Origin of the sequence: Sphingobium sp. RSMS (genome assembly GCF_005406185.4) — a bacterium.
In the GTDB taxonomy this organism is placed as follows: Bacteria; Pseudomonadota; Alphaproteobacteria; order Sphingomonadales; family Sphingomonadaceae; genus Sphingobium; species Sphingobium fuliginis.
On record NZ_CM191257.1, the window covers coordinates 2,500,055 to 2,518,494 of the forward strand.

Consider the following 18,440-nt stretch of genomic DNA (forward strand, 5'->3'; position numbering starts at 1 on the left):
CTAAGCCTCCAATTTCAGGAACAGGCGGGCGGCATTGGCTAGGAAGCCTTCCTGCCTGCCCGGATTATCGGCATGGAGCGGCAGCATCGACAGGAACAGCTGGACGAGGATGGCGATGATCACGCGCGGGGAGTGGCGGTCCATCAGCTTTGCATGCTCGAAAGCCGTGACGATGTCGCGCCACCGTTCATCCGACAGCGCCCCCATGTCCAGCGACAGATGGCCCTTGTCGCACCGGCCCCTCACCCGGCCGGCGATGATCATGTCATAGCCGCCGATCACCGAATGGGCGAGCTTGGCAACGTCATAGCGCGGATCGCCATAGATGCTTTTCGCGCCGTCGGGCGCAAGACCACGCGGGTCGATCAGCTTGATGGAGCGGCTGCGGAAATCGTAGAAGATATTCGAGAAACAGAAATCACCATGGATGATGCCGGGGGTGGGCGGCGGCGCCGCTTCGATGATGCCGCCCGCTATCCGGGCCCTGTCGAGCATGGAGGGCAGGTCGTGTCCTTCATAGCATAGGGGTTCGTCGATCGGATGAGGCGCGGCGCCAGCGAACGTGCGCAGCCGCTTTTCCGTCTTGCCCTGATAATAGCCGAAGAGGTCCACGGTCTGGCTGCCCGGCGGCGATAGAGCGTTCGCATCGACCAGAAATCGTCCACAGGCGTCAAAAATCTGCGTCCAGGCATAGACATTGAGATGTCCAAACACGGCGAGGTTGGCCAGCGTTGCCAGATAGGTGTTGGCGGTTCTGTACCCCGTCCCGCGCTCGGTCGATATCCGGCCGAGGAAAGGCGCGGTATAGCCGCGCAGGACATATGGGATGGTTTCCAGCCAGTTCGCCTCGGCGTCCATCTTGTGATGATCGTCGCTCAGCTTTTCCACCCAATTGGCGGAGATGGAGATCTGGTTGAAAGACCGCTGGGTGGTGATGAGACCGCAGGAGGTGTAATAGGTCTGGACATGGCCGAAGTCATACCATTGGCCGTCCTGCGCCGCAGTCAGTGACCTTTCCCGATCATAGGCGACCAGCGCCCGAAGGAACCGGTTATTTTCCAGGGCGATGCTGCGCAAGAGCAGGGGAATGTCGGAAAAGGAGAACAGGCCAGAAACAACCATTCGCCCTTCCCCCGCTTCCATCGGTTCGCCGCCGATCGGCGCCGCCGCCCATGACTGGTGATCATAGGCCGCATGCATCGAATAGGCGTCGGCCGGCAGCGCGCTATCCTCGATCAGGGTATCGCCATAGAGGACAACGAGCCGTCCCTCATAGGCTCCGATGATGTTGGCGCACAGAGACAGCGCCGCGCCGATGCTCAGCGCTGGATCGGTTCGGATGATCTGGACGCCGAGGTCCGCCAGCGCCGCCTCGTCCGCCTCGGGCACGGCATAGCCGTCTGGAAGCGAGATATAGATGCGTTCCCCATAGCGACGCAGCAATTCGATCTGCCGCATGTAGAGGCGCCGGTTGCCGAGCGGCAGGAAGCTGGGCGGGATATTGCCGAACTCCGCCGCCAGCCCATCGTTGACGAACTGCCCGGACGCGATGAGCGCAACCGTCATTGCGGCGCGTCCACGCCGACCAGTTCGTAGATCTGCTCTAGCGTTAGACGCTTGAACTCGTCCGGCCTGATTGCCTTGTCATCGACATAGAAGCCCAAATTCTCGCACCAGGGCTTGCCGACATGAATTTCATCATAGGGAATGTCGTTGCGGTCGAGCCATTCGATGATGCCCGGCACGGTCACCGCGTTGATCTTCCCCAGATTGCCCTCATAGGTACGCATGTTGCGCGCCGTGTAGATGGCGATGGTGAAGCCCTGGGTTCGATAGTGGCGCAACATATCCACCAGTTCATGATCATAGTCGCTGTCACCATAACCCTGCCCTTCGCGCGGCTGGGTGATGGTGCGGTCTAGGTCGATAACGATTTTCACAGCGGCTCCGTGTAGCGAATGTGAGGGCGCGCGTTCGCCCCGGCCCATGTTGAGTTAAGCAGTGCGTCAGATCGGGAGGAAGAACAACCCGCTCCGGATCAGAGGCTGAGATCGAGGTTGGCCTGATGCTCCAATATCTCGATCCCCTGGTGACTGCGAGAGAGTTCCTCCAACGATATGCTACGGAACGCCGCCATCTCGGCGTCGACAAATTCATGCAGGTCCAGCGTCATCACCGGCGTGTCATGGAAGGTGTCCGGCTTGAAGCTGTAGGATGTTGGATAGGTGACGCCGAGATAGGCACCGATTTCCGGATAGACCGGAAAGACCGATGCATTGCCCAGATGGTTCACCATCTGGTCTGGCCCGCCCGCCCAGTGCGAAAGCCGCACGCCGTGGTGATCAGCCAGATGCGTGGCGATCTTCTGACCATAGGCCCAGATCAGGTGCGAGGTCGGATGATTGACCGACATGAAGAGCGGCCGGTCACGCACCATCGCCTCGATCAGCGGCACCGCCGTTACGTCGTGCCGCTCCTCCCGGCTGCCCAGTTCGGCAATCGAGCGGGCATGCGCCTGGAAGAAGCCAAGCCTGTCGTAGATCGACGCAGTATACATCTGCCGGATGGTCTCGACCGCGTAGCCGCGCAGGAAGCCGGTCAGCGCGACGCGAGAGTGATAATCGCCCAACGGGCCGGGCAGGCGCTGAGACATGCCGCCAATATAAACGATGTCCGGATGGAGCCCGGTATAATAAAGGTTAGAAATCAGGGTCACGGCCTTGCCGGCGAAGGTTTTGCGGATGCAGTCAACGGCCAGTGGACCCCATTCGTCCGACAGGCCGACCGAAACGATAATGTCATATTGCGCCCGCGCGCGGGCGACGAATTCGGCGATTTCCCGCTCGCGGTCAGGCCCCATAAGGTGAACCGACAGATTATCGAAAAGCACGCCCTTGCAGAGCAGGCTGAGCGTATGCTTGAGCGGCTGCGCCTGACAGTTGCTGATGACGACAGCGCGCGGCGGCAATCCCTCACTCACCACAATTTCCTTCCTTTTGCGCAGGACCGGGCCGCAGAGGCCCATTCCCAGCGTCTTTCCGACCCATCTTTTCGCCCGTCGCCAAGACATCAGCTATGCCTGCCCCTTCTGTTAAAGGGCTTATCGGCGGTTTTGAAGAAGCCATGCGGCTGTCCGACGACATTTCCTTCCTCATTCGACACGGCTGACGGCCCAGGGATGATCCGAAGCGCTGCGGCGAATATGCGCTTCGACCTCGGCGGCGGCAGGATGGCGATAGCCGTCGAAGGGATAGCCCTGACGGGTATAATGAAGATTATAGCCTGGATCTTGGAAGAGCGCCTGACCCCAACGCCGGTGCAGTGCTTCCAGTTCGCCACAATCCCACGCTACCATGTCCCTTGTCAGATTGGCGCCGCGCGAAATCGATTCATGGTGGATGAGCGTGATGCGCGGATCGTAAAGCACGATCTCCCCCGACTCCCGCACGCGTAGACACATGTCGATATCATTATACGCGATGATGAAATTCGCCTCGTCAAAGCCGCCCAAGCGATCGAAGAGGGTACGCGGCATGGCCATGAAGGCGCCCGTCACGGCCGAGCAGGCACGCACGCGCTTCCAACGCGCCAAAGGACCGCATTCGTCATTGCTCTGCCAGCGGGCCTCATGCTCCGGCCCCCCTTCATTGACCCCCATGACGACCCCGGCATGCTGGATACCGCCATGAGGGTAGAAGAGCAGCGCGCCGACCATGCCCGCGGGGTGCGGCCCAACCAGGTCGCTCCGCACGAGTGCGTCCCACTGATCGGACAGCATTTCCGTGTCGTCGTTGAGAAAGAGCAGCAATTCGGCCCTGCTTTCCTGCACGGCTACATTATTGGCGCGGGACCAGTTGAACGGCTCGTCGAAATCGAGAACTGTAGTGGACGCGTCTCGCTTCAGCTCCGCGAGCAGCGCATGGGTTTCCGCCTTGGCGCTGCGGTTGCTAACGATGATGATATCCAGCAGGTCCGGCCGGGCCGCCTTATCGATCAGGCTACGGACGCACACCGACAGCAAGGGGGCATTGTCGCGCGTGGGAATGATGACCGCGATCCGCGCCTCCCCGCCTGTGCCGCCTGCGTCTTTGACGGGGGTAGCGGTTGGCCGGGGCGGGGAGGCGTCCGCAAGCCGTGACGCCAGGATTTGCGGAATATGCGCGACCGGGCAGGACGACATGCGCGCGAGCATTTGGACGAGATCTGCCTTGCCATCGACGTCCGACCGCCGGACCAGCAGCGCCGCCGGCCGCACCCCTGCGTCCGCGAACCAGTGGCGGTCATAGACCGGCTGGAGCACCGGATCATGATGGATCGGGCCATATTTCCAGTCGAGCGTGACATGATCATGGTCGCAATAGGCGGCAACGCAGGCGGTCTCGTTCGCCGTCCAGGCGAACCAACCGAGTGCGTCGGGCGCGAGGATCGTTCCCGCCTCGACCAGCAGCAGCCAGTCTGTGGGTTCCTCCGGTTCCTCTCGGTCAGCATCCGTAAAACGGACCCGGGGATCGACATGGCAGAGGCTGCCGACCGGATGCTCCCTAAGCGCTTGCGGCGCCTCGATCCGGGCCCGCCATTCACCGTGCGTCTGCCTGAGGAGACTTTGGATAGTCGCTCGCAATTGCACGGGGGTCGCCGCGTCGGCATCGATGAGAACAGTAAAGTCGATGCTGGCCGCTGCCTCCGGCGCCGGCACCCAATTCAGTCGGCGAAAATGCGCATAATCCTGAAGAGGAAAGAGGGAAGCCTGGTTGAAATCCCTCTGCCAGTCGCGCGTCTCACGCAGCGAAACCGCAAGCCCCGCCAGCGCGTCAGCCATGGCCAGTCGGCCATGAGTCGGTTCGGGCTGCTCGCTGCGCCCGCCATAGAGCAAAAGTTCGTTGCGCGCCGTCAGCGCATTGGGATCCAGGCGCAGCGCCTGGGTGAAGGCATCCATTGCGGAAGAGCGGGCACCCTGCGCCTTCCAGGCGATGCCCAGCCCCACCCAGGCGCCGACCAGGTCACGATCGAGAGCAATGGCCTTGTGATAGGCTCCGCAAGCCTCTGCCGACCGGTTCGCCCGCCTCAGCGCATGTCCATATTGGACCCAGACGCGCGCACTGCGCGGCAGACTATCGGCGACACGATGCCAAGCATCGGCCGCGATCTGCCAATCAGTGGGGCTCAGCGTCCGCTTGGCGCGTCGCGAGGCGCGCCGCGCGCGACCGATCGAGAAAATACCGATCATGCGCAAACCGAGCGAGGCACCGCCAATAGATCAGACATAGCCCTCGACCTGATTATAATGGTCATAGGCCAAGTCGATGTCGTCGAACACGGTGAGCTTGCCGGCGGAGATGACGCCGATCTTCGAGCAGTGCGCGCGGATATAATGAGCGTCATGCGACACGATGATGATCGACCGGTCGGCCCGTTTTTCGAATAGTTCGATGTGGCATTTTTCATGAAACCGCTGGTCGCCGACCGCGATGACCTCATCGATCAGGAAGCAGTCGAACTCCACCACCATTGAGATCGCGAAAGCCAGTCGAGCGCGCATGCCCGAGGAATAGCTCTTGATCGGCTCGTTCAGATAGCGGCCCAGTTCGGAGAACGCCTGAACATAATCGATCTTGTCGCGATAATCGACATTGTAGATGCGGCAGATGAACCGCAAATTGTCCAAGCCGGTAAGGGTGCTTTGAAAAGCACCGCCAAAGGCCAGGGGCCAGGACACCGTCATATCGCGCCGGATGAGGCCCGAGCTTGGCTGCTCCACTCCGCCCAACAGTCGGATCATGGTGGACTTGCCCGCGCCATTGCGACCGAGAATGCCGACCTTCTCGCCTCGCTCGACGCGAAGATTCGCCTTGTCGAGGACAGTCGTCTTCCCCTGCGCAGTCGGATAGACCTTGGAAACGTCGACCAATTCTATCACTGTGGGATGACCTTCCTCGCCACGATGCGGACCTGCATCAGGCCCAGGGCCGTCATCACGAGATTGATGACGAACATATAGGAGAGGTCGTGGATTGCATGAACCTTCGAACCGAAAAAGCCCTCACGCATATATTCCGAAGCATGCACCATGGGGAAGGTCAGCACCACATCCTGGAGCGCCTTGGGCATCGCACTGACGAGCGCGGCCGCCCCGGAAAAGGGAAAGATGAGATAGGCTGCAGGATGCCAGAGCTTTTCGATAAGCTCGCTCTGCTCGCTTAGCGTACCCATAAGAATGCCAAACGCCGCGCCAAACCAAGCCAGCATCAGCCAGCCTATGATCACCTTGAACACATCCTCAGGCAGGTCCATCCAGCCCAGGAAACTGAACAGCAAGGTCAGGATCACAAAGGAGATCGTCGCTCCCATCTCCTCCAGCACGATGCGCGCCAAATAGATGTCAATCACCCGCACATTGCGGTGATACATGAGCGAGGCGTTGGGCTCGATGGCCATGACGCAACGGTTGGGGACGTTACGCCAGACCAGAACGCCGGAATAGCCGGTAACAGCGAAGGCGACGATCGGCAGATTGCTGCCATGACCCATGCCGGTGGCCGTCCAGATCGCCGTCACCCCGAGGGTGAAAAGCATCGGCTCCACGAACAGCCAGAGGAAACCGATATTATGGCGCCCGAAGCGGGTAAGCGCCTCGCGCATCAACAGCGCGAAAACCACACGCTTCTGGATCGCGAGAGACCGGGCAAAATCCCCCGCGCTCCGACTCGTGAACGCTCCCATTACTGACGATGCTCCCTGATACCAGCGATCAGCATGGAAAAGACGGCATACAAGACCAGTCCCAAAGCCAGGGTTGCGAAGATACCCTTGATTCGCTTGGGCTCCACCGCTTTGTCAGGCTTGTTGGGCTGCACGATTCGTTCCAGATAGATTTGCTGTCGGCGCGCTTCATTCTTCGCATCCTGCAAGGAAGCCATGGCAGCAGCCATCTGCTTTCCGGCAAATTCGTTCTCAATCGACACACGCTCGTAGCCGACCGCCGTTCCAGCAAGCGAACTCGGGTTGCCGGCGATCTTGCCAGTCTCTTCCTGGATCTGTCGCCGGATGCTGCGCACCCGCTCGCGTGCCACCGCCACCTGCGGATTTTCCGGGGTGAACTGCTGCAACTGCTCAAGCTGCGTTTCATTGGCGATCAGTTCGTCCTGCAGCTTGGAAATCAACTGGATCTGAACAGTCGCCTGACGTTCCGGATCGACCACGCCGCGATTGTTCCGATAGCGAGACAAGGCGGCGGCAGCTTGGGCTGCCTGGGCCTTGGCCTCATCGACTTCGCGTTCAGCATAATGGACGAGATCGTTACGGCTGCGTTCATTGAGCTTGTTGACCAGTTGCTCGCCAAGATCGAGCAGACGGGCGTTGAGACGATACGCATCCTCAGGTGTATAAGCCTTGACCCGCAACACCGTCACCGCTTTGGCCGTGTCATAAGAGGCTGAAATACGCTTCTTGTAATAACGGAACAGTTCCTCGTTCGAACCATCTCCCAAAGCACCTTGGAACCTGTCAAAAGTATCAATGGATGGGCGGGTATAGGCTTTCGTCAGAAAGCCATCGCGGTTCAATCCACCCAGCGCATCACGCGAGTTCATGAACTCTTCCACAACGTAAATTTCGTCACCTGCAGAGGGGTGACCCGCACTTGAAAACAGTGCGGAAAGACCTGTAGAAACCTCTTTCTTGGGAGTCCTGACTACAAAATAAGATTCAGAAACGTACACATCACTGGCTAGAAAACCGAAATAAATAATCGACAGGATCGTCGGAACTATTACGAGGGCAATAAAAGAGGGCTTCAACTTCCGCACTTTTCGAACCACCTCGTGATTGGCCCAGGATTCATTAAATTGCTTCTGGATATGTAACATATGCCTGCTTTTCGCTTGCCCCCTCCATAGCGCGTCCATGCATGACATTCGCGCGCAGACAGAGGCTTTCACAGCCGCCATGATCTAAAACCCATAAAAAGTCCATGGCCACCAACCATGACCATGCGAAATCGGGAAAACCGTCCGAAGAAGAGAGAGACGGTTCATCAGGGGAATAGACCTGGGGTAGATGGAACCTGGTGGTGCCATTAACTAATCTGTTGAAACTGAGGTGAAACGATCCGAGCAGCCTTGTTCCGGCCCGCTACCGTTGGCCGCCCAGCAAGCTGTTCAACCGGCGCTTGAAGCGCCGCCGGAAACTGGGTGGACGATCGTTGCAGCTGGCGACCAACTCTCCCATATGACGGTTCGGCATGACCTGCCCCCCGCTGGCTCCCTCGATCTGATGTAGAGTCTGCCCTGACGATGATCCGACACCATTCTCTGGACCACCTGGGGCTAGAGTTTCCCGGTCTTGGTCACGGTGACGGGCTGGGTGCGTCACCGGGATTCATCAGCGTGATCGGGGGCTTGTTGCCAATGGCACCGTGCGGCCGATCCTCGTTGTAGTATCTGCGCCAATCCTCCAACTTTTCGCGGGCATCTGCAAGTGTCAAGAACCAGTGGGTGTTCAGACACTCCGCCCGGAAGCGCCCATTGAACGCTTCGATGTAGGCATTGTCCGTAGGCTTGCCGGGCCGTGAGAAGTCCAGCGTAACGCCGTTGGTGTAGGCCCACAGATCCAGGTCCCGGCTGATGAACTCGGAGCCCTGGTCGACCCGGATTGTCCTTGGGTAGCCGATGACGGCGCAGGTCGTCTCGAGCGTTTGGACGACATCCTCACCCCGGTAGCTGAACCTCGGATCCAGCATCGGCGAGAACCGCGAGAACGTGTCGACGACGGTCAGCACGCGGATCTTTCGACCCGTCGCCAACTGGTCATGGACGAAGTCCATGGCCCAAACATCATTCACGCGGGAGGCCGCGCAGCGGTCTTCCCTCAGCTTCGCCTTCACCCTGCGCTTGGGCGTCTTGTTGCGGAGCTGGAGGCCCAATTCGTTGTAAATCCTGTGTGTTCGCTTCATGTTGATCTCCCAGCCTTCGCGGCGAAGAAGAACGTGGACGCGGCGATACCCGTAGCGGACGCGGGTCTCGCAGATCTCACGGATGCGGGCTTCGATGCCGGCCTGCTCGCGGCGGCGGGATTTGTAGTGGTACGTCGAGGTGTCCATTTCCAGAACCCGGCAAGCCCGGCGGATCGACACGCCCCAATCACTGCGAACCCCGTTCACCAGCTCGCGTTTACGAGCAGGCCTCACAGCTTTCGGCGGATGACGTCCTGCAGCATCTCCTTGTCCAAGGAGAGGTCCGCCACGAGCTTGCGCAGCTTCGAATTCTCGTCCTCGAGCTGCTTCAAGCGCCGCATGTCCGGCGGCAGCATGCCGTCGTATTTCTTCTTCCAGTTGAAGTAGGTCGCCTGGCTGATCCCCGCCTTGCGGCAGATGTCCGCGACGGGCACGCCGTCCGCGCCCTGCTTCAGAATGAACGCCTTCTGGGCGTCTGAAAATCTCGATGCCTTCATCGTCTTTCCCTCCTCCCAGCCAGCGAGATTACGGCGAAAAACTCTAACTCCAAGCGATCCAGTTTTCCGGGATCAGATCAACGAAGGAGCAGATGGATGAGGAAGAGCCGTTTTTTATGAGGAGCAAATCATCGGGATGATCAAGGAGCAGGAGGCGGGCCAGCCGACTGCCGAGGTGTGCCGCAAGCACGGTGTCAGCCCTGCGACGTTCTACAAGCTGAAGTCCAGGTTTGGCGGGCTGGAGGTGTCTGATGCCCGACGGCTGCGGCAACTCGAGGATGAGAAGGCCGAAAATCTATAGCAGATCAGCTTGAGCCGGCAGCATACCATCACCTTTAACATTCCGAAACGCCTTGAGTGTCAACGCTGCCAATCCTGTCTGGTAGCCAGCGTAACGATCGCTCACCTTTTCGGAGGGTGGCCGAACCCGTTGGCAACCCTGCGGACGGAAGAGAAGATCGCAGCCCGATCCAGGCATTGACCCCGCGCTCCAATAGTGAGACTCTCAATCGAATGAGCCATCCCTATGCCCGTGTAGACAATTATGGGCAAGCATCTCGAATAGAAGTGTCAACCATTTGAAAAGCAACACAAAAATCCCTACCGCCCGTTGCCTTGACATCGCAGGCATCACAAGTTCAATCCTTGCCACGCCCATCACCGCTCAGCCGGCGCGGTAGAAAGCGAATAGGGCCGGGTTCCCGCTCCCCTCCCCCAGTCCCGGTTCGGCTTTGCCTGCATGGTGAAGCGCAACGTCCCGCCCTCGCGGATCTCCCCGTCCGCGATCCAGCTTCGCCGCAGCGGCCGTCCGTTTAGTTCGACCGCACCCACATAAACATTGGCGGCGGACAGATTTTCCGCCTCCACCGTGAAGCGCTTGCCGTGGGGAAGCGTCAATACCGCGCGGCGGACGAAGGGGCGACCGACGACATATTGGTTCGATCCCGGCGTCACGGGATAGAAGCCCAGCGCCGTGAACAGCAGCCAGGCCGACATCTGCCCCAGATCGTCATTGCCCGACAGTCCGTCGGGTGTCGGCTTGTACTGGCTCTCGACGATCTGCTTCAGCCGCGCCTGCGTCCGCCAGGGCGCGCCCGCATAAGCATAGAGATAGGCGACATGATGGCTGGGTTCGTTGCCATGGATATATTGCCCGATCAGCCCGGCAATATCCTCCGCATGGCTGTAGTCGAGCTTCGACACATCATAGTCGAACATGGCGTCGAGCTTCGCGATCGCCCTGGCGTCGCCGCCCAGCAAGCGGAACAGCCCCGCCTGATCCTGCGGCACGAACCAGCTATATTGCCAGGCATTGCCCTCCGTATAATCCGAACCATAGTTGATCGCGGCCGGATCGAACGGCGTGCGGAAGCTGCCATCGGCCTTGCGCGCCCGCAGCCAGCCGCTCCCGACGTCGAAGCCGTTGCGCCAGCTGGACGACCGGGCGAGGAAGCGCTTCGCCACATCGCCGCGCCCCATGGCCTGCGCCATGCGGCCGATCGCCCAGTCGTCATAGGCATATTCGACCGTCTTCGACGCCGCCTCCGGTTCCCGGTCGATGGGCACATAGCCCAGCTTCATATAGTCGCCCAGCCCGCCATAGGGCGCGTAATCCGCGCTAGCGACCATGGCGGCCAGCGCCTTGTCCGGATCAAATCCCCTGAAGCCCTTCAGATAGGCGTCCGCGATCACCGGCACCGCATGATAGCCGATCATCGTCCATGTCTCCCGCCCGGCGAACTGCCAGACCGGCAATATGCCGTGCGGGCTGTGTTCCCGGCTGGCGATCAGCGAGTTGACGACGTCGGAGGTCGTCCTTTCCGGCTGGACCAGCGTCAGCAGGGGATGTTCAGCGCGGAAGGTATCCCAGAGCGAGAAGGTCGAGCGAAAGGTGAAATCCTTCGCCGCATGAACCTGATCGTCCGGCCCCCGATAGCGGCCGTCGACGTCGCTCCAGATGCTGGGCGCCAGCAGCGTATGGTAGAGCGCGGTGTAGAGATTCCTCAGCATCGGCTCCGGCGCATCCATCTCCAGCCGCCCGAGCGCCTGCCGCCATGCATCCTCGGTCCTCCTCCGGACGGTGTCGAAGCCGGCGCCTTCGGCATCGAGATTGGCGATGGCCCCGCCCTCATCCACCCCTGAAAGCGCGACCTGGACCTCCAACGGGCCATCGAGCCTGCCGAAGTCGAGCCTTGCCTCCAGCGCCTTGCCCAGCTTCTCGGCCAGCGCGTCGCTGCCCCGCCCCGGCGCCTGGAAGCCTTTATAGGGAACCGCCTGGTCCCGGTCGATGAAGGCATGATCCTTCAGGGGTGCGGAAAAACGCATGGCAAAGAACAGCTTGCGGCCTGCCGCCCATCCCCGCGTCTCGCGAAAGCCCGTCAGCGTGCCGTCCGGGTGGAGGTGCAGACCGGACCAGAGGATCTTGCCCGGATAATCGTAAAGAGAGGAGCGCAGGTCGATCAGCAGATGCGCCTCCCGCCCCGCCGGAAAGGCATAGCGGTGGATGCCCACCCGCTCGCCCGCTGTCAGCTCCGCCCGGATGCCGCTATCGGCCAGCGTCACCGCATAATAGCCGGGCCTGGCCGTCTCGCTGTCGTGTGAGAAGCGCTGGCGATAGCCGGAGCCCGCCTGTTTCGGATCGCCCGGATCGAGCCGGACGGCGCCCGTCTGCGGCATCACCAATATGTCGCCCAGATCGGAATGGCCCGCGCCGGAGAAATGGGTGTGGCTGAATCCCTGGATCGTCGGATCATGATAGCTGTAGCCCGCCGCATGGGCATAGCAGTCGCGCACCTGGCAGGTCGTATCGGTATCGGGCGAAAGCTGGACCATGCCGAAAGGCGCGGAGGCTCCCGGGAAAGTGTGGCCTTCCGGGCCGGTGCCGATCAGGGGATCGACGAAGGCCAGCGGATCGGCAGGCGCCTGCGCAGCAACGGGCCAGGCCGAAGCCGTCAGCAGCAGCGCGCAGATGAGCAGCGGCGCCCTCATCGGGCGGCAACCAACACGGGGTTGAAGCACGGGTTTTGCCGGATCATGATCCATTGCCTCCAAATCATCGGGTTGCGTTCGTCGCGCCCTGCCCTGTTCTTCCCGCCCTGATAGCGGTCGGCAATGGAAAAGCCGCCATCCCATTGTACAAATGTTGAATTGGGCCACGCATGACGGTGCGCTCCGAACTTGCAGGGCCTGGGGCAATATGATTGGACGGCGATGATGGATGCTGAACCGATGCTGGCCGGAATCGAACTGGGCGGGACCAAGGTCCTGGTGCTCCGCGCGCGCGGCGGGACGGTTGTCGACCGGGAGACGATAGCGACCACGACGCCGCGGGAGACGCTCTCCAGAGCCGTTGCGGTGCTGAAACGCTGGCATGCGGAGGCGCCCATCGCCGCCATCGGAATCGGCAGCTTCGGCCCGCTTCGGCTCGACCGCCGCGCCCCGGACTTCGGCGTCATGCTGCCCACGCCCAAGCCCGGCTGGGCGGGCGCGGACATATTCGGCACGCTGACCGCGCCCTTCGATTGCCCCGCGATGATCGACACCGACGTCAACGGAGCCGCTCTGGCGGAGCTGCGCTGGGGCGCGGGCGCGCTGGGGGACGCGCCCTCCGACAGCCTGTGCTACATCACGATCGGGACCGGCGTGGGCGCAGGGTTCGCGTTCAACGGCCGCACCGTCCATGGCGCCATGCATCCGGAAATCGGCCATATCCGTGTCCCGCGCGCTCCCGGCGACGGCTTTGCGGGCCATTGCCCCTTTCACGGCGATTGCATCGAGGGTCTGGTGTCCGGGCCCGCGCTCGCCCACCGCTTCGGTATGCCCGGCCATGAGATCGATCCCGCCGACCCCCGATGGGACGATGTCGCCAGCGACATCGCCCATCTCGTCTCCACCATCCTGCTGGGCACCGCGGCGCGACAGGTGCTGATCGGCGGCGGCGTAGGCATGGGGCGGACCGGTCTGCTGGCGAAGGTCCGTCGAAACGTCGTCGTCCAGCTTGGGGGCTATTTGCCGCATGTCGACGATTCCAGCATCGGCCGGATCGTCATGACGCCGCTGCTTGGCGATCAGGCCGGTCCTTTGGGCGCCGTGGCCTTGGCCATGGATGCGCTGAGCGCGGAGGGCGTCAGTTGACGCCCTTCTGCCGGAGGAGCAGCGGCAGGACCATCATCGGCGCGACCATGGCGATCACGCTGGCGACCAGCAGATCGTCGACCCACCGATAGACCGTCGTGAAGAACATCAGGAAGGCCATCGTCGCCAGAACGGGAAGGATCAGGGGAACCACCCCACCCTCCATCCGCCGGCCAAGGACGCCGATCGCATCATCCATATGGCCCGTGCGGCGCTGGCCTTCAGGGCGTGCGCCGCCGGCGCCGTTTCTCATCGGCCGGTTCATGTCCTGATCCTCACTGATCTGATCAGTTTCATATAACAACCAATAACCGGACTTCCAGACGGGAAGATCGATACGGACCGTTTCCGATCTCGACAGCAAGGCGGATGCGGGTGGGATGTCCCGCACTTCCGTTGACCGCTGGCCCGATAGTGCGTCCTTTCCGGATGGAGGCCCTTGCCTGACGGGAGCGACCGTTCATAAGGAACCGCATGACCACGATCCGCCTGCTCGCCCATAGCGTCGAAAAGCCCTGGGGCCGCATCGATATTCCTGCCGCCATCGCGCCTTCGGATGGCCGTCGCGTCGGCGAAGTCTGGTTCTCGCCGCCGGAGCAGGAAGAAGGCCGGCCTTTGCCGCTGCTGGTCAAATATATCTTCACCAGCGAAAAGCTGTCGGTTCAGGTCCACCCCAATGATGCGCAGGCGCGGGAACGCGGGCTGGCGGGCGGCAAGTCGGAATGCTGGTACATATTGGATGCGGAACCCGATGCGCAGCTGGGAATCGGCCTGACCCGCGGCCTGACGGCAGAGGCGTTGCGCACAGCGGCCCTCGACGGCAGCATCGAGGCGCTGATGGACTGGAAGCCGGTGCGGGCGGGCAGCTTCTACTATATTCCCGCCGGCACGGTGCACGCCATAGGCGGCGGCGTGACGCTGGTGGAAGTGCAGCAGAATAACGACGTGACCTACCGCCTTTACGATTATGGCCGGCCGCGCGAACTGCATCTGGAAGAGGCGATGGCCGTCAGCGTGGCGACACCCTATGCCCTGCCCGACCAGGTCTTCCCGATGACGGCGCAAGAAAGACTGGTGGCGGGCGGCGATGCGCCCTTCATCCTTGACATGGTGCAGGGTGAAGCCGGAACCGGGCAGCGGATCGAAGGAGAGATGGCCTGGTTCATTCCGCTGGCCGGCGCCGGCACGATCGACGGCGAGCCGTGGCGGCAGGGCGAATGCTGGCTGATCGAGGGGACCGCCGGCCTGACCATCCATGACGGGATGAGCGCGCTGCTCGCCCGCCAGCCTTGAAACATCGGCGAATCGGGGGGACTGCATGCCACGGGGAGAAATGATCGCGGACAAGCGCGTCCTGTTCGTGATGGCGGTGGAGGATGAATATGGTCCTCACCTCAGAGCCCGGTTCGACCCGCTGATGACCGGCGTGGGCCCGGTGGAAGCCGCGCTCAACACCGGCCTTGCCCTCCAGCGGCTGGATCTGGAAGGCGCGCTGCCCGACCTCATCGTCTCGCTGGGATCGGCGGGATCGCGCATCTGCACCCTGGGCGAGGTCTATCAGGTCGCCAGCGTTTCCTGGCGGGACATGGACGCCTCCCGCCTCGGTTTTCCGAAGGGCGTGACCCCCTTTTCCGACCACCCGGCCGAAATAGCGCTGCACATGCCGCTGGAACTTCGCACCGCCCGGCTGTCCACGGGGGCGAACATCGTCGGCGGGGACGATTATGCCGCGATCGACGCGGACATGGTCGACATGGAGAGCTTCGCGGTCGTCCGCGCCTGCCAGCGCTTTGGCGTGCCGGTAATGGGCCTGCGGGGCATTTCCGACGGCCCGGGCGAATTGGCGGACATGCTGGGATGGACCCAGTTGCTGGCGCTGCTGGACGAGCGTCTGGCACAGGCGGTCGATATGCTGGAGGGAGCGCTTGGGCGCTGAGGAGATGCGGTCTTCTTAAGGCGCAATGGGCCGACTGCTGCCATTTCCCTCCCGCTGGCGGAAGGGGGAATGTCCTGGATTGGCCCCCTGGGACCTTTCTCCCCTTTATCTGAGGCGCCTGACCAGAACCGCCTCAATGCCCCTCAAAGGCGATGATCGCCGCCGACGCGACGCCGTCCGCTTCCAGCGCAGCCATGCCGCCCAGATCGGGAAGATCGATCGCGAACAGCGCCATCAGCACGGTTGCGCCCTGCTCCCGGACAAGTTGCGCCGCCGCAAGCGCGGTTCCGCCGGTCGCGATGAGATCATCGACCAGCACCACCCGCGCCCCATCCGGGATCTGCCCTTCATGCAATTCCAGCCGGTCGGTGCCATATTCCAGCACATAATCGATGCCGACGGTCTTGCCGGGCAGCTTGCCCTTCTTGCGCACGGGCACGAAACCCACCCCCAGCGCATGGGCCAGCGCCGCCCCAAGAATGAAACCGCGCGCCTCGATGCCGACGATGAAGGCCGGGTCGAGCGGCCGCGCCGCCGCCGCCATCCGCTCGACCAGTTCAGTGAGACCGGCTGCGTCCGCCAGCAATGTGGTGATGTCCCGGAACTGGATGCCGGGCTTGGGAAAATCGGGAATCGTGCGGACCAGGGCCGCCAGGCTGTCTGCGCTCATCTTCGCCCTCATAAGAAAAGGGGGCCCGGTTTCCCGCGCCCCCTCCGATGTTCTGTTCCAGACCCCGTTCAGGCGGCCTTTTTCTTGTCCGCCCAGATATTCTGGTAGGCCATATAAGCCAGGCCCGTCGCGATCAGCAGGAAGAAGATCGTCGCCAGACCCGCGCGACGGCGGTTTTCCAGCTTGGGTTCGGCCGTCCAGGTCAGGAAGGCCGCGACGTCCTGCGCCATCTGGTCGACGGTCGCCTTGGTGCCGTCTCCATAGGTGACCTGTCCGTCCGCCGTCAGCGGCGGCGCCATGGCGAGGTTCAGGTTCGCGAAATAGGGGTTGTAGTGCAGCCCCTCCGGCGTCTTCGCGTCCGGAAATTCCTTCAGCAGTTCGGCCGGCTGCGCCTGGAAGCCCGTCAGCAGCGAATAGACATAGGCGCTGCCGTGATGGCGGGCCTTGGTCATCAGCGAGAGATCGGGCGGGATCGCATTGTTGTTCGCCGCCGCCGCCGCGACATTGTTCGCGAAGGGCTTGGGGAAATAATCCGCCGGGATGGGATCGCGGGTCGACATCTCGCCCGTCTTGGGGTCGACGTCGGGGGTCTTGATCGCCCACTGCTTGGCGATCGCCTTGATTTCCGCCTCGTTATAGCCAATGCCCTTGAGGTCGCGGAAGGCGACGAACTTCAGGCTGTGGCAGGCCGAGCAGACTTCCTTGAACACCTGGAAACCGCGCTGGAGCTGCGCCTGGTCGTACTTGCCGAAGGGGCCGTCGAACGAGAAGGCGACATGCTTGGGATCGCGGTGGAATTCATGCTCCACCGTGACCGCCGGCGGCTCGGTGACATAGGCCACCGCGCCCACCAGGAAGGAAACCAGCAGCCAGCCCGCGAAAAAGAGGCCGACGAGAAATGCGCCGATGCGTATCATTAGTCTTGTCCCCCTTAACCGGCGTGCGACGGCTGCGGATCGCTGCCCATGCCGGGCAGCGCCTCGCGCTCACCTTCGATCGCATGGCGGCCAAGCACCGCCTCGGTGATCGAGTTCGGCAAAGGCAGCGGCTTTTCGAAGCGCGAGATCAGCGGCAGGATGATCAGGAAGTGGGCGAAATAATAAGCCGCCGCGACCTGGGAGATCATCACATAGGGTTCCGCCGCCGGCGCGCCGCCGCAATAGCCCAGAATCAGCACGTCGACGATCAGGATCCAGAAGAACTTCCTGAAGGTCGGGCGATAATTGCCCGACCGCACCGGGGAGGTATCCAGCCAGGGCAGGAAGAAGAGCAGCAGGATCGACGCGAACATCGCCAGCACGCCCAGCAGCTTCGCCGGAACGAAGAAGAAGTCCACGGTGAAGGCGCGCAGGATCGCGTAGAAGGGCCAGAAATACCATTCAGGCACGATATGCGCGGGCGTCGAAAGCGGATTCGCCTCGATATAATTGTCCGGATGGCCCAGATAGTTGGGCGCATAGAACAGCAGGACCGCGAACAGGATCAGGAACACGCCCGCCCCGAAACCGTCCTTCGCGGTGTAATAGGGGTGGAAGGGCACAGTGTCCTGCGGCCCCTTCACTTCCACGCCGGTCGGGTTGGAGGAACCCGGAATATGCAGCGCCCAGATATGCAGGATCACCACGGCGGCGATCACGAAGGGCAGCAGGAAGTGCAGCGAGAAGAAGCGGTTGAGCGACGCGTTGCCGGGGGCGAAACCGCCCAGCAGCCAGGTCTGGATCGGCTCGCCCACCACGGGGATCGCGCCGAACAGGCCGGTGATCACCTTCGCGCCCCAATAGGACATCTGCCCCCAGGGAAGCACATAGCCCATGAAGGCGGTCGCCATCATGAGGAGGAAGATGACGAGGCCCAGCAGCCACACCATTTCGCGCGGCGCCTTGTAGGAACCGAAGAAAAGACCGCGGAAGATGTGCAGATAGACCACGATGAAGAAGAAGCTGGCGCCGTTGGCATGGGCATAGCGCATCAGCCAGCCGGCGTTCACGTCGCGCATCGTCTGTTCGACGGTGCCGAAGGCGACCAGCGTGTTGGCGCCGTAATGCATCGCCATGATCACGCCGGTGACGATCTGGATCACCAGCGCGAGGCCGGCCAATACGCCGAAGTTCCAGAAATAGTTGAGGTTGCGCGGCACCGGATAACCGGCGCCCACGGCATTGTAGACGAGGCGCGGCAAGGGCAGCTTCTCGTCGATCCACTGCATCGCGGGATGCTTGGGAGTATAATGTTCAGCCCATGGAAAGCTCATGA

Annotated in this window: 16 protein-coding genes and 1 pseudogene; 4 read left to right on the plus strand and 13 right to left on the minus strand. The window is 61.9% G+C overall.

Annotated elements, in window-relative coordinates:
* The 8 genes from EGM87_RS12040 to EGM87_RS12075 form a co-directional block, all read right to left on the minus strand.
* Window positions 1-1,566, minus strand: a complete 1,566-nt coding sequence (locus tag EGM87_RS12040; RefSeq protein ID WP_137710263.1) for a hypothetical protein — start codon at window positions 1,564-1,566, stop codon at window positions 1-3.
* Window positions 1,563-1,940, minus strand: a complete 378-nt coding sequence (locus EGM87_RS12045; RefSeq protein WP_253719074.1) for an HAD family hydrolase — start codon at window positions 1,938-1,940, stop codon at window positions 1,563-1,565. Before EGM87_RS12045 ends, EGM87_RS12040 begins: the two co-directional genes overlap by 4 nt.
* Window positions 1,941-2,038: 98 nt before the next feature.
* Window positions 2,039-2,980 (minus strand): WcbI family polysaccharide biosynthesis putative acetyltransferase, encoded by a 942-nt coding sequence (locus EGM87_RS12050; protein ID WP_137710261.1) that lies wholly within the window; start codon window positions 2,978-2,980, stop codon window positions 2,039-2,041.
* Between the two features lie 171 nt (window positions 2,981-3,151).
* Window positions 3,152-5,227, minus strand: coding sequence for a glycosyltransferase (locus EGM87_RS12055; RefSeq protein WP_137710260.1), 2,076 nt, complete (start codon window positions 5,225-5,227; stop codon window positions 3,152-3,154).
* Between the two features lie 30 nt (window positions 5,228-5,257).
* Entirely contained in the window at window positions 5,258-5,917 is a 660-nt protein-coding gene (locus tag EGM87_RS12060) for an ABC transporter ATP-binding protein (RefSeq protein ID WP_137710259.1), read from the minus strand.
* Window positions 5,914-6,720, minus strand: a complete 807-nt coding sequence (locus tag EGM87_RS12065) for an ABC transporter permease (RefSeq protein WP_137710258.1) — start codon at window positions 6,718-6,720, stop codon at window positions 5,914-5,916. The genes EGM87_RS12060 and EGM87_RS12065 overlap by 4 nt, the downstream gene beginning before the upstream one ends.
* Window positions 6,720-7,865, minus strand: a complete 1,146-nt coding sequence (locus tag EGM87_RS12070; RefSeq protein WP_137710257.1) for a KpsE/RkpR family capsule polysaccharide export protein — start codon at window positions 7,863-7,865, stop codon at window positions 6,720-6,722. The genes EGM87_RS12065 and EGM87_RS12070 overlap by 1 nt, the downstream gene beginning before the upstream one ends.
* Window positions 7,866-8,344: 479 nt before the next feature.
* Window positions 8,345-9,447, minus strand: a protein-coding gene (locus tag EGM87_RS12075; protein WP_137710256.1) for an IS3 family transposase whose coding sequence is annotated in 2 segments (ribosomal slippage) — window positions 8,345-9,186 and window positions 9,186-9,447 — 1,104 coding nt in all. Because the reading frame shifts where the segments join, the coding sequence is not laid out codon by codon here.
* 96 nt (window positions 9,448-9,543) lie between these two features.
* Between EGM87_RS12075 and EGM87_RS12080 the strand changes: the two are divergent.
* A pseudogene (locus EGM87_RS12080) lies at window positions 9,544-9,739 on the plus strand (transposase); the annotation flags it as partial.
* Between the two features lie 365 nt (window positions 9,740-10,104).
* Here the strand turns inward: EGM87_RS12080 and EGM87_RS12085 are convergent.
* A complete protein-coding gene (locus tag EGM87_RS12085; RefSeq protein WP_065846368.1) occupies window positions 10,105-12,435 on the minus strand; it encodes a GH92 family glycosyl hydrolase in 2,331 nt (776 codons plus the stop codon).
* 240 nt (window positions 12,436-12,675) lie between these two features.
* Here EGM87_RS12085 and EGM87_RS12090 point away from each other — a divergent pair, with 240 nt between their 5' ends.
* Window positions 12,676-13,581, plus strand: a complete 906-nt coding sequence (locus EGM87_RS12090) for an ROK family protein (RefSeq protein ID WP_044662804.1) — start codon at window positions 12,676-12,678, stop codon at window positions 13,579-13,581.
* Here EGM87_RS12090 and EGM87_RS12095 read toward each other — a convergent pair.
* Complete coding sequence (locus EGM87_RS12095) at window positions 13,574-13,846, minus strand: hypothetical protein (RefSeq protein ID WP_229742347.1); 273 nt, start codon at window positions 13,844-13,846, stop codon at window positions 13,574-13,576. The two genes, EGM87_RS12090 and EGM87_RS12095, sit on opposite strands and share 8 nt — an antisense overlap.
* A 209-nt stretch (window positions 13,847-14,055) precedes the next feature.
* On the opposite strand from EGM87_RS12095, the gene EGM87_RS12100 reads away from it, so the two are divergent.
* Both EGM87_RS12100 and EGM87_RS12105 read left to right on the plus strand, forming a co-directional pair.
* Complete coding sequence (locus EGM87_RS12100; protein WP_044660301.1) at window positions 14,056-14,874, plus strand: class I mannose-6-phosphate isomerase; 819 nt, start codon at window positions 14,056-14,058, stop codon at window positions 14,872-14,874.
* A gap of 40 nt (window positions 14,875-14,914) precedes the next feature.
* Window positions 14,915-15,517, plus strand: a complete 603-nt coding sequence (locus EGM87_RS12105) for a 5'-methylthioadenosine/S-adenosylhomocysteine nucleosidase (protein ID WP_044660302.1) — start codon at window positions 14,915-14,917, stop codon at window positions 15,515-15,517.
* A gap of 133 nt (window positions 15,518-15,650) precedes the next feature.
* On the opposite strand, the gene EGM87_RS12110 is transcribed toward EGM87_RS12105, so the two are convergent.
* From EGM87_RS12110 to EGM87_RS12120, 3 genes are all read right to left on the minus strand, one after another.
* On the minus strand, window positions 15,651-16,187 hold the full coding sequence (locus EGM87_RS12110; RefSeq protein WP_044662806.1) for an adenine phosphoribosyltransferase: 537 nt from the start codon (window positions 16,185-16,187) through the stop codon (window positions 15,651-15,653).
* 68 nt (window positions 16,188-16,255) lie between these two features.
* Window positions 16,256-17,104, minus strand: a complete 849-nt coding sequence (locus EGM87_RS12115; RefSeq protein WP_044660303.1) for a cytochrome c1 — start codon at window positions 17,102-17,104, stop codon at window positions 16,256-16,258.
* 14 nt (window positions 17,105-17,118) lie between these two features.
* The gene (locus tag EGM87_RS12120) at window positions 17,119-18,438 is read right to left on the minus strand and encodes a cytochrome b (protein ID WP_044660304.1); all 1,320 of its coding nucleotides are present in this window, start codon (window positions 18,436-18,438) and stop codon (window positions 17,119-17,121) included.
* Window positions 18,439-18,440: the final 2 nt, after the last annotated feature.